Raw genomic sequence first — 11,381 nt, 5'->3', positions numbered from 1 at the left:
TATCTTTATCAATGCTCATGCGGGGGCTCCTCTTCGAGCAGATTATCACTGCACCGCACAAAATTCAGGATAGTCCCTCGGATCCGGCGTCGCTGGCAGTTCCATTGCCAATGAACTGGCGCGCGCGGGTATTTCCGTCATCGTGCTGGAAGCCGGTCCGCGTGTCGATCGCCAGCATTTTGTCGATAATTTCCGCAATCTGGAAAACAAGCCCTCCTATCAGGGGCCGTTCCCCTGTGTGCCATGGGCCGAACATCCGCCCAACCAGATAACGCCCAACAAATACCTGCATACGACAGGGCCGGACGCCGAAGCCTACCAGCAGGTCTACCTGCGCATGATGGGCGGCACGACATGGCACTGGGCCGGGTGCGCGTGGCGCTACCTGCCGTCGGACTTCGAACTGAAAACCCGTTATGGGCAGGGCCGTGACTGGGCGCTGAAATATGACGACCTTGAGCCGTTCTATTACCAGGCCGAGGTGATGATGGGCGTCTGCGGCCCGGACCCGGCGGTGGAAGACCTCGGTTCGCCGCGCAGGCAGCCTTATCCCATGGACGCGCTGCCCATTTCCTATGCAGCGGAACAGTTTCGCAACCTGATCCGGGAAAAGACCCCGTACCGCGTCGTGCATGAACCGCAGGCCCGCAACACGCGGCCCTATGATAACCGACCGACCTGCGAGGGGCATAACAACTGCATGCCGATCTGCCCCATCGGGGCGATGTACAACGGCAGCTATTCCGTCTATCATGCCGAAGCGGCAGGGGCGAAGTTCGTGCCCAACGCGGTAGTATACCGGATTGAACGTGACAGCGCGAACAGGCGCGTGACGGCGGTGCATTATTACGATCCCGACAGGGGGTCCCACCGTGTGACCGGCAAGTATTTCGTCATCGCGGCGCACTGCATCGAAACTGCGAAGCTTATGCTCTTCTCAGCTGATGAACAGAGCCCCGACGGTATCGCCAACAGTTCCGGTCATGTCGGTCGCAACATGATGGACCATACCGGCGTGCAGGTAACGTTCATCAGTGGTGACAAGGCCCTGTGGCCCGGCCGTGGCCCGCTTGAAACCAACGTGATCGACAATTTCCGTGACGGTGACTGGCGCAACGAACGGGGGGCGTACCTGGTACACATGGTGGATGACAACCAGGTGGACCTTGCAACCGCACTCGCCATTTCCAAGGGATATGTCGGGCGTGAACTGGAGGAGCAGATCCGCTATCTTGCTTCCCACACAGTGCGGCTGTTCAGCCATAACGAAGGGCTGGCCGATCCGGATAATCGGCTGACGCTGAGTGCCACATATAAGGACGCGCTGGGTATTCCGCACCCGGAAGTCTATTACAAGCTGCCTGAATATACGGTGAAAAGCTGCGACCATACCCGTGGCCTGTTCAAGGATCTGATCGGTCTCATGCATGGCACGGACGAGCAGTGGACACCGGGTTACTTTCCGCAGGACCATCCCGCCGGCAGCACCATCATGGGCACAGACCCCAAGGATTCCGTGGTCGACGGCTTCTGCCGCACACATGACCATGAAAACCTGTTCATCGCGAGTTCGTCCGTCTTTTCATCGGTCGGAACCGGCAACATCACCCTGACGGTTGCAGCACTTGCCCTGCGTGTTGCTGATACACTTAAAAAAGAACTGACCCATGCCTGACGTCAAACGCAAGATCTTGTGGTCGGTTCTGGTCACGGGCACAGCCCTTGCTTCCCTGTCCGCAACGCCTGTGCGGGCGGATGAGCCTTCACCCCCTTCATCGTCGGCCCCGGCTCTGGCCACGGCCACTCCATCGGTGCCCGCATCGGCTGAACCTTCGGCGGAGCTTACGGCGCGTGGTGAATATATCGCGACGGCCGGTGACTGTGTCGCCTGCCATACCGCGCCAGGGGGCAAGCCCTTTGCCGGGGGCTTGCGCATTACCACGCCCATGGGAGATGTGGTATCAACCAACATCACCCCGGACCCCGACCATGGCATCGGGAAATATACGGAAGAGGATTTTGAAAAGGCCGTGCGCCATGGCCTTCGCCGTGACGGCAGCCGTCTTTATCCCGCAATGCCATATGTTTCGTATTCCGGCATGACGGATGATGATGTGAAGGCCATGTATGCGTGGTTCATGCATGGGGTGAAGCCGGTGGCCGTAACACCGCCGGTGACGGAACTGAACTTCCCTGCCAACCTGCGTATCACCATGGCGGTGTGGAACCTTGTCGCGGGCAGCGTCACGCCTGAAACCGGAGATTCCGCCACGTATGACAAGATGCGCCGTGGCAGGTACCTTGCCAATGCCCTGGCGCATTGCGGAACCTGCCATACACCACGCAACATGATGCTGAGCGAGAAGGAAGACAGCTTCCTTGCTGGAGCGCCCCTGCTGGGCTGGTATGCGCCCAATATCACGTCGAGCAAGACAAGCGGCATTGGCAACTGGAGCGAGGATAACCTTGTCACCTATCTCAAGACCGGCCATGTCGCAGGGCTGAGTCAGGCCGCAGGGCCGATGGGTGAGGCGGTGGAACACAGCACCAGCCACCTGACCGATGATGACCTGCATGCCCTTGCCGCCTACATTCTTCAGGTCCCGGCCAAGGAAGACGAGGCTGAACATGGACCACGTGAAGGGTTCGGACAGGCGCTTGATGTGCCGGATATCCGTTCGGGTGAGCTGACACGGATCGACAGGCTCGATGAAATGAGCGGCCCGCATATTTATGATGCGAACTGTGCGGCCTGTCATGGGGGTAACGGTGCGGGCACCAGTGACCATTATGCGCCGTCACTGTTCCATAATTCGGTTGTTGGGTCTGCCCATCCGGATGACCTGATCATGACAGTCCTGAATGGTGTGGACCGGACGGCAGGTGGGCTGCATGCCTATATGCCCGGTTTTGACCATGGTTCCGATGTGCAGCGCCTGAGCAATACCGAGGTCGCTGCACTGGTCAATTACGTGACCGCCACGTTCGGCAGTGGTGACCATGGTGTGACTGCGGACCAGGTTGAAAAGATGCGCAAGCAGCTTCCCAAGACACCGTAACACGATATGAAATCCCGGCAGCCGTGATAACGCGACAGAATATGCGTAAGGGGTGCCGGGATTTCCTTTGTCAGCCTGTATGATGGGCAGGTATTTGCGTTCCTGTTATCTGCTGCGGAACAAACCGGTCTGTTTACTGTATTTCGTCCTCCGCAGAAATCATGCTGCGTAAGGGCTATCTTTCAAGATCAGATCTTTGATTTATCAATATGTCTGTTTGCTTGCTGCCGCTAGGTATGTGGGCGCGTAACGCAGCGACATGGTGCGTATAGACCATGTATTGGATGATCTATCAATATTCAGACAGGTATTATGAACCGCTTCATCAGGCGGACGGTAATGCGTCTGTTTATATGTAATTGAAAAGATTTTATATAAAATAGAAATGTATAATTATTCCATATCATAAATAAAATATGGAATGGAAATATCTGGTGAAAGAAGGCCAGACATGCCACTGGCTGACCTGCGGGGCGCCAGTGGCGCGGCCTGTATTCATGACAGGCCGCATGTCCGGATATTTACCCGATCAGAACGGGGCGTCGATGTCCACGACGTCGATCAGCTTGTGATTGACGAATTCCTTGATGCCAAGGCCGATCAGTTCACGACCGTAGCCGGAACGGGCAACGCCACCGAAGGGCAGGTCGGCCTTCACCATGGTCGGGTGGTTGATGTACACCATGCCGGTATAGATCTGTTCGGCCACCTTCACGCCACGCTGGGTGTCACGCGTAAAGACGGCGCCGCCCAGACCGTAGGGGGAGTCATTGGCGATACGGATGGCGTCCGCATCGTCCTTTGCACGGTACAGCTGGGTGACCGGACCGAAGAATTCCCAATGACGGGCCTCGTTGTCCTTGTGCAGGTTGGTCATCAGCAGCGGACGGAAGAACGCACCCTTTTCGGGAACCGGCGCGCCAATGGTTTCAACAACCGCACCATGCTTCTTGGCTTCTTCAACCTGCGCCAGCAGGTCATCAGCCGCCTTCTGCGACGACAGCGGCGCAAGCGTGGTGGACGGGTCCATCGGGTCGCCAGCCTTCAGTTCGGCAACGCCCTTCTTGTACAGCTCGACAAACCTGTCATAGATCGCATCCGCCACGATCAGGCGCTTGGCAGATACACAGACCTGACCGGCATTCCAGTGGCGACCGAACACGGCCCACTTCACGGTCTTTTCCAGATCGGCGTCATCCAGCACAACGAAGGCGTCGGAACCGCCCAGTTCCATGGTGGACTTCTTCAGCGCCTTGGCCGCGACGCCTGCAATGATGGTGCCAGCCCCTTCGGACCCGGTCAGGGCAACACCGCACACGCGCGGGTCGCTCAGGATCATTTCCGTGTGGTGGCGTGCTGCATACAGGTTGCGGAACCCGCCCTTGGGCAGGCCGGCTTCCACCATCAGGCTGTCGAAGGCTGCGGCGCACTGCGGCACGTTGGAGGCATGCTTGAGCAGCACCGTGTTACCGGCCGAAAGCTGCGGCGCGATGATGCGGGCGATCTGGTAGTACGGGAAGTTCCACGGCTCGATTGCGAAGACGATGCCCTGCGGCTGGTGGATCAGGATGGCGTCGCCTTCCTTCGGGTCCGCAACCGGCAGCTTTTCCGGTGCCAGCAGGCGTTCGGCATGGGTTGCGTAGTATTCAAAGATTTCAGCCGACAGGATGGTCTCGGCCTTCGCCTCGGCAAAGGTCTTGCCCATCTCCAGTGTCACCAGGCGGGCGTATTTGTCGATATCGCGGCGCAGGATCTGGCCTGCCGCCGTCATGACCTTCGCGCGTTCGGCAAAGGACGTATGCCGCCATGTCTTGAAAACATCATATGCTTCGGTCAGTGCGGTCTGGACTTCCTGATCCGTGGCATTGGGAAACGTCTCGAGCGTTTCACCAGTATAGGGGTTGGTCGTAGCGTAAGCCATTGGCAGTATGTTCCTCAGAGTTTCGTCAAGAAGTATATATTTCACCGGCAGGCGTGCAAGAATCGTTTCAGGTATCACCAACCCTGGAAACGTGCAAAAAATCGTGGTCCCGCATGAACCGGGATTATGTCAGGCGGGGGAAAAATGCCAGTTTTCCGGTCCTGTGTCAGCAACTGGCCCCTATGGCAGTGGAATTGTAAAATGGAGTTTATTCCACAACCCCAACGGGCGTATGGGTATTAGACGGGTAGGGGACGTGGCAGGCGCTCACGTTCCTGGTCTGTTATGACATCAGCAAGCGTATAATTGTCCATGACGGCGATGAAGGACCCAAGGGCTTCCGCCAGCACGCCCCGCAGGCGGCAGGCATCGGCCAGGATACAACTGGACCTGCCGCCTTCATCCACGGGGTGCATGCAGGCGACCAGGGCCATGTCTTCTTCCGTATGCCGCACCACATCGCCCAGCACGATGCTGGCTGCCGGGCGCCCCAGCTTCAGCCCGCCATTCCGGCCCCGTATGGTTTCCACAAAACCCGCCTGACCCAGTTTGTGTATGATCTTGACAAGATGGTTTTCCGAAATGCCATAGGCCTGCGCTACTTCACGGATGGATGTCAGGCGATCCGTATGGATCCCCAGATAGATCAGTGTCCGCAGTGCGTAATCTGTATGCAGGGTCAGGCGCATGAAAGAAGATATATACGATCTGCATATTATTTCCAGACCTGTAAAATAATATAACGCTTCCGGTTTCTGTTCTGTTCGGGGCTGTCTCGGAATAATGAAATCCTGCAGTGGCCATTCCACTCCGGGGCCCGGCAGCGTAATGCGAAGACAGGGGGCGGGATGTCCCTGATATAGCCGGAAAAGTACCCCGTGGAAAAAACACCCCGACTGATCCAGTCCATTGAACGTTCTGCTGCCATTCTGGAAATCATCGCGCAGAAGGGCGGTCACGCGCGCCTGCAGGAAATTGCCGAGATATCGGGACTGGGCAAGACGACGGCGCACAACATTCTCCAGACCCTTGACCATCTGGGATACGTGCAGCGCAGGCACGGGGATGTGCGTTACCATCTGGGTGGGCGCATCCTGAACCTCGCGCGCATCGCGGGCGACGACAACGCCCTGCGCGCGCGACTGCGTCCCGTCATGCTGGCGATTGCACGTGACAGCGGCATGACCGTCTATCTTGCCGTGCCCAGCGGGGACGAAGCCGCATATCTGGAGGTGGTCGAATGTGGTGACGCGGCAACGGACAGCAGGCCACCGCTGCATGAGCAGCTTGAAGGCTCCGCAGTGGGGTTGGTGTTCCTTGCGTTCGTGCCCGGCCTGCGCAAACGGGTCATGGCGACCCGCACTGGCGCACTGGATGCACGCACCCTGACCCGGATCGAGGATGTCAGGGTGAAGGGATACGCGATCGATATCGAGGCCTGTCGCCCGGGCTGGAACTGTGTCGCCATCCCATGGCGGGAACAGGGGGAAGTCCGCGCCAGCATCGGCCTGACCGGCCCGGCGTCACGCCTGCCCCGCGCACGCCTTGTGCAACTGGGGTGGATGATGATGAAGCAGGTGGAACAGGCGGGTGTTCAACAATGTTGAAGAAATGACGCGGTCACGTCTTTGCATGTTCCATTCCGCGGGCGTGTGTCTAACCTGTCTTTATTCTTCGTAAGACAGAGGGTTTTACCATGCAGCTTTCCCATGCCATGTCCCTGCTTTCCGCCGCCCGGTCCGAAGCGGACCATCTGGGTGTCAGCGTCAGTATTTCCATCGTGGATGCCGCCGCGTGGCCCATGGCTTTCATCCGCATGGATGGCTGCCCGCTGGGTGCGATCGAGGTCAGTCATAAAAAGGCGCGAACGGCCGTCCTGTTTCAGATGGACAGCGCTGATTTTGCAAAGATTGCGCATCCTGATGGCGGGGCTTACAGCCTGGAAAACACCAATGGCGGCCTGACCAGCTTCGGTGGTGGTGTCGTGCTGAAAGGGACGGATGGGTCTGTCATGGGTGCGATCGGCGTGTCGGGAGCCAGCACGGAAGATGACATTGCCATCGCCCGTGCCGCAGCCGCGCAGCCTGCCGCCTGATTGCCGTTTGTGGATGGTCCATCATGTCAGATAATACGCAGGCTGCAGGCACGATCACGCAGGTCACGTCCCCCCACGGGAAAACAGCCGCTTTCTTCATCCTGACGTTTGGCACGTTTGTCGTGGGAACGGGGGAGTTCGCCATTATGGGAATGCTGCCGGAATTCGCGGCATCCCTCAAACTGTCCGTGGCGGATGCCGGCTATGTCATTACCGCCTATGCGCTGGGGGTTGTGATCGGCGCGCCGCTCATCACCATTCTGGGCGCGCGGCTTTCGCGGCGAGAACTGCTGCTGGTACTGCTGCTGCTGTTCTGTTTCGGGAATGTCCTGAGCATTGTCATGCCCACGCCGGGCCTGGTGGAGGTCGCGCGCTTCATTACCGGCCTGCCGCACGGGGCGCTGTTCGGGATTTCCGCGCTGGTTGGCGCATCCATGGTGGAACGCGCGCGACGGGGCTGGGCCGTGGGGCGGGTGCTGTCGGGTATTGCTATTGCGACCCTGATCGGGGCGCCGTTTTCAACATTCGCCGCCAATCACCTTGGCTGGCGTATGGCGTATCTGACGATCGCGATCCTTGGTTGCGTCACGTTTCTGGGGGTGTGGCGTTATATTCCCGCCGATCAGCCGAACCGGCAGAATTCGCCCTTCAGGGAAGTCAGCGCCATGGGCAATGCACAGGTGCTGCTGACACTGCTGACTGCGGCAATCGGCTTTGGCGGCATGTTTACGATCTATACCTACCTGACCAGTGTGCTGCAGAACGTGACCCACGTGCCTGAATGGGAAAGCATGGTGTATATGGTGGTATGGGGCGCGGGTATGCTGGCGGGCGCGAATGCGGGCGCATGGCTGGTGGACCGTAACCTTGATCTTGCTGCACTGATCGCGCTGTCGGGCAGTGCGGTGGCCATGCTGGTATTTCCCTATATCCTGCACAGCCAGATCGCCCTGATGGCTGACGTATTTCTGGTACCAACCTTCGTCAATGCGCTTGGCCCTGCGTTGCAGACGCGTCTGATGGATTTTGCGGGGGATGCGCAGACACTCGCAGCCTCCCTCAATCATTCAGCGTTCAATATTGCCAATGCAGTGGGGGCGGCCGGGGGCAGCTTCCTGCTGGCGCGGCAGTTTGGTTATGGTGCGCTGGGTTGGGGGGGCGCGCTGTTTTCAGTGGGTGGACTGATTGTATACCTGTTTGCGCTGATTATGCTGAAAAAGCCTGCCAGGGAAAGTATTTGAAAGGTAATAAAAGTTTTTGGGCGCCGTCTTTTTTTTAAGACGGCGTTTCCTGACGCTTCACCAGATCTTTATGCTTCAAATTTTCAGACAATCTGATTACGCAACGGTCCCCCGGTTTCCAGCGCCCTGACATTATCCAGCAGGATATCCACGACATTGTGTTCATAGAACTGCGTTTCCCCCGCAACATGGCTGGTCATGACCAGATTGGGCAGTTGCCACAACGGGGAAGCGGGCGGCAGCGGTTCATCCGCATAGGTGTCGAGGGCCGCGCCCGCGATGGCGTTCGTGCGCAGGGCGGCAGTCAGGGCGGTTTCATCCACGACACGACCGCGCGCTACGTTGATCAGGCAGGCATCGGGTTTCATGGCGGCAAAGGCGCGCTGGTCCATTAACCCTTCGGTCTGCGGGGTCAGGGGGCAGGTCAGCACGATATGGTCGGCCTGACCTATGGCCGCATGCAGTTCATCGGGCCTGACCTGTGCCACCCCCGGAATATCCAGTGGCCGGGGGCTGTGGCGCATGCCACAGACGCGCATGCCCAGTGCCTGGCAGATCTGCGCCAGCCGGTTGCCAATGGTGCCCATGCCTACGATCAGTACCATTTTTCCGGTCAGTTCCTGCAGGCGGGGCCGCGCGTCCATGCCGGTGCCTGACCAGTGGGCGCGGTGCTGGTTGTCACGTGCCTCATAAAGACGGCGTGACAGGCTGAGCAGCAGGGCAAGCGCATGTTCCGCAACCACCGCGGCATTCGCCCCACGCGCATTGCACAGATGGATGCCACGTGTCCTGAGTTGTGTCAGGTCAAACTGTTCCACCCCGGAACTGATGGACTGTATCAGCTTAAGTCGGGGCGCCTGCTGCAACAGGGCGTTGCGCCATAACATGGAAACCACCAGCACTTCCGCCTGTGGTATGATCTGTTCCAGTTGGGCGAATGTCTGGACCTGCACGCAGCGGGGCGCGCCGGGGCGTTTTTCCAGTTCCGCGTGAATATTGTAATATTCATGCGCGACATAGATTGTCTGGTTGGGACTGGGTATCTGGCTCACGGCCATTATCCTATCAAAGATTGATCGGAAACAACTGATTGATAAAAAACAAAAGTTTTTAGGTGCCGCCTTTTTTTAAAAAAGCCTCATCAAAAAACTTTCCTATGATTGCAGGGTGTTTCTCAAGCTGATTTTAAAACTGGCTTTCAGGGGATGAAAAAGGGACGCCTGTACGGGTTCATTCCGCCCCATGCAGGCGCGCCACCCGGCAGGCCGCCAGATCCCATGCGGAACATCCGACCGATTTGAAAAAGGCAGGCCTGCCATCCGCAGGCGGCCCGTCATCCAGTGCACGGGATAGGGAATGGACATCGTTCCAGTCCACGCCCGCCTGATACAGGTCCCCTGCCTCGACTGGCGCGCCGATGGCGTCATCCACATACAGCGCACTACCCGCGATGGTGTCCGGGCCGATTTCGACCATGTCGGTCCGGTAGGCGCCCACACCTATGATCAGGCAGTCCGCGCGCGCAGGTTCATTATAAATGACCGACGTGCTGGCCGTGACGGTGATGATGACATCAAACGGTTCCTCCTGCGTGCCTTCCGGGCGGAGGGTAAGGGCGGGTGTCTGGTGCAGCGTGCAGAAATCCAGTGCCCGCTGGAGTGTACGCCCGCGAATGACAACGGTAATACCGGGATACAGGGCGCATAATGCCTGCAGGTGGGCGAGCGCCTGCGTGCCGGTGCCAATCACCAGCACGCGCCGGACCGGGCCGCGCGCCAGTGTGCGGATGCCCAGCATGCTGACGGCTGCGGTGCGGCGCATGGTGACGGTTGGCCCATCGAGCGTGAACAGGAAACGCCCGGTGCGGGCTTCGGCACAGATGACCTGTCCCTGTATGGTTGGCAGGCCAAGGGCGGGATTGTTGCCAAACAGGGTCAGCAGTTTGGTAACCATGATATCCCGGCCAACCGAGGGCATGGTCATCAGCGCGCCAGCATGGTCATGGGTGCGCACGGTTGTCCGTTCCGGGCACTGGATCTGGCCCCGTTCCAGTTCCTGCATGGCGAGTGCCAGCGCATTGACCAGGGGAGAAAACGGAAGAAAGTCGCGGGTTTCCTGATCGGAATATATTTTCATGCCCATCACCCCGTATTGGTATGGATGTATGACAATGGCTACACCAGTGCCGGTGACTGATATTGTTGTTTATTCTGTCGACTTCGTCCGGCATGTGCAACGATGCGCTTGTGGCCTGATCATTGTATTTTCATCAGGGTTACGGATCACAGGCTTCAGCCTTGCACCCATTATTGTCACGATGTCGTGCCACGAAATAAAATGGCCCCTCACGCTGGCAGGGGACGACAGGGACAGGGTTCTGGCATGGTGGCGGGCGGATGGATATTGCCCCGCAGTTACGGCCACCAAACCGAATGGCTGAACGACTGTTTGAAACGCCCGCTTTGAAAATGTCCTGCAAATTATAAAGAAGTTTTTTGGCGAAGCTTTAAGGATTCAGAAAACACCACCTTATTGAAACAGGGTCGTGTCCGCCAAATTTCATTTCTATTTATCAACGAGTTGTTTCAGGCGACCTATGAAACTGCAAGGTAGTATGCCGGGTTGGCGCTGACCTTCATCATGGCATGAAGCCCGTCATGTTTTTTTGGCATGTCATAAAAATTATCGCACGTAATGGTAATGAATAGCCATATATATGGCTCCGCCGTGGGACAGGAAAATCTCCACCGGTTTCAGACAGGATGAAATAAGTGTATTGCGATTTGTTCTCATTCGTGATTATGGTGTGCCCACATCATCGATTGGGATAGATAAATGTTTGTCTGCTCCTGCAATATGCTGACCGATACAGATGTTGAAACAGCCGCGCGTAATGGGGCTGTCCGGCCTAAAGAAGTTTATGAATCCAAGGGATGTCGCGCTCAGTGCGGTAACTGCGTGCCCGGCGTGGTGTGCCTGCTGCGGCAGATTGCCCGTCAGGGCCGCGCAACCATCGCGGACACCATGCACCGGCATGCTGATATCCAGCCACAGGCAATGTAAGT

Annotated in this window: 10 protein-coding genes; 6 read left to right on the top strand and 4 right to left on the bottom strand. The window is 57.9% G+C overall.

Annotated features, from left to right (window positions below; genetic code table 11):
- The first annotated feature begins 103 nt into the window (after nt 1-103).
- Both MSKU9_RS08020 and MSKU9_RS08015 read left to right on the top strand, forming a co-directional pair.
- Nucleotides 104-1,675, top strand: a complete 1,572-nt coding sequence (locus tag MSKU9_RS08020; protein ID WP_141260748.1) for a GMC family oxidoreductase — start codon at nt 104-106, stop codon at nt 1,673-1,675.
- Nucleotides 1,668-3,059 (top strand): c-type cytochrome, encoded by a 1,392-nt coding sequence (locus MSKU9_RS08015; RefSeq protein ID WP_141260747.1) that lies wholly within the window; start codon nt 1,668-1,670, stop codon nt 3,057-3,059. Before MSKU9_RS08020 ends, MSKU9_RS08015 begins: the two co-directional genes overlap by 8 nt.
- 529 nt (nt 3,060-3,588) lie before the next feature.
- Here the strand turns inward: MSKU9_RS08015 and MSKU9_RS08010 are convergent.
- Complete coding sequence (locus tag MSKU9_RS08010) at nt 3,589-4,980, bottom strand: NAD-dependent succinate-semialdehyde dehydrogenase (RefSeq protein ID WP_141260746.1); 1,392 nt, start codon at nt 4,978-4,980, stop codon at nt 3,589-3,591.
- A 239-nt stretch (nt 4,981-5,219) separates the two neighbouring features.
- Nucleotides 5,220-5,669, bottom strand: coding sequence for an Rrf2 family transcriptional regulator (locus tag MSKU9_RS08005; protein ID WP_141260745.1), 450 nt, complete (start codon nt 5,667-5,669; stop codon nt 5,220-5,222).
- Nucleotides 5,670-5,858: 189 nt separating this feature from the next.
- Here MSKU9_RS08005 and MSKU9_RS08000 point away from each other — a divergent pair, with 189 nt between their 5' ends.
- From MSKU9_RS08000 to MSKU9_RS07990, 3 genes are all read left to right on the top strand, one after another.
- Complete coding sequence (locus tag MSKU9_RS08000; RefSeq protein WP_141260744.1) at nt 5,859-6,587, top strand: IclR family transcriptional regulator; 729 nt, start codon at nt 5,859-5,861, stop codon at nt 6,585-6,587.
- A gap of 89 nt (nt 6,588-6,676) precedes the next feature.
- Nucleotides 6,677-7,075 (top strand): GlcG/HbpS family heme-binding protein, encoded by a 399-nt coding sequence (locus MSKU9_RS07995; RefSeq protein WP_141260743.1) that lies wholly within the window; start codon nt 6,677-6,679, stop codon nt 7,073-7,075.
- A gap of 23 nt (nt 7,076-7,098) precedes the next feature.
- Nucleotides 7,099-8,316, top strand: coding sequence for an MFS transporter (locus MSKU9_RS07990; RefSeq protein WP_141260742.1), 1,218 nt, complete (start codon nt 7,099-7,101; stop codon nt 8,314-8,316).
- Nucleotides 8,317-8,399: 83 nt separating this feature from the next.
- Here the strand turns inward: MSKU9_RS07990 and MSKU9_RS07985 are convergent, their stop codons facing one another.
- Nucleotides 8,400-9,374, bottom strand: coding sequence for a D-2-hydroxyacid dehydrogenase (locus tag MSKU9_RS07985; protein WP_227000867.1), 975 nt, complete (start codon nt 9,372-9,374; stop codon nt 8,400-8,402).
- A 172-nt stretch (nt 9,375-9,546) separates the two neighbouring features.
- A complete protein-coding gene (locus MSKU9_RS07980) occupies nt 9,547-10,452 on the bottom strand; it encodes a delta(1)-pyrroline-2-carboxylate reductase family protein (protein ID WP_141260740.1) in 906 nt (301 codons plus the stop codon).
- A 699-nt stretch (nt 10,453-11,151) separates the two neighbouring features.
- Here MSKU9_RS07980 and MSKU9_RS07975 point away from each other — a divergent pair.
- On the top strand, nt 11,152-11,379 hold the full coding sequence (locus MSKU9_RS07975; protein WP_193557656.1) for a (2Fe-2S)-binding protein: 228 nt from the start codon (nt 11,152-11,154) through the stop codon (nt 11,377-11,379).
- The last annotated feature ends 2 nt before the right edge of the window (nt 11,380-11,381 follow it).

Origin of the sequence: Komagataeibacter diospyri, assembly GCF_006538165.1 — a bacterium.
Taxonomy (GTDB): domain Bacteria; phylum Pseudomonadota; class Alphaproteobacteria; order Acetobacterales; family Acetobacteraceae; genus Komagataeibacter; species Komagataeibacter diospyri.
This window is presented reverse-complemented; position numbering and strand designations above follow the sequence as displayed.

Bases quoted from the DNA above. Each gene is read 5' to 3' on its own strand.
- MSKU9_RS08015 (WP_141260747.1), top strand. From the start codon at position 1,668: ATGCCTGACGTCAAACGCAAGATCTTGTGGTCGGTTCTGGTCACGGGC.
- MSKU9_RS08010 (WP_141260746.1), bottom strand. From the start codon at position 4,980: ATGGCTTACGCTACGACCAACCCCTATACTGGTGAAACGCTCGAGACG.
- MSKU9_RS08005 (WP_141260745.1), bottom strand. From the start codon at position 5,669: ATGCGCCTGACCCTGCATACAGATTACGCACTGCGGACACTGATCTAT.
- MSKU9_RS07995 (WP_141260743.1), top strand. From the start codon at position 6,677: ATGCAGCTTTCCCATGCCATGTCCCTGCTTTCCGCCGCCCGGTCCGAA.
- MSKU9_RS07990 (WP_141260742.1), top strand. From the start codon at position 7,099: ATGTCAGATAATACGCAGGCTGCAGGCACGATCACGCAGGTCACGTCC.
- MSKU9_RS07985 (WP_227000867.1), bottom strand. From the start codon at position 9,374: ATGGCCGTGAGCCAGATACCCAGTCCCAACCAGACAATCTATGTCGCG.
- MSKU9_RS07980 (WP_141260740.1), bottom strand. From the start codon at position 10,452: ATGAAAATATATTCCGATCAGGAAACCCGCGACTTTCTTCCGTTTTCT.
- MSKU9_RS07975 (WP_193557656.1), top strand. From the start codon at position 11,152: ATGTTTGTCTGCTCCTGCAATATGCTGACCGATACAGATGTTGAAACA.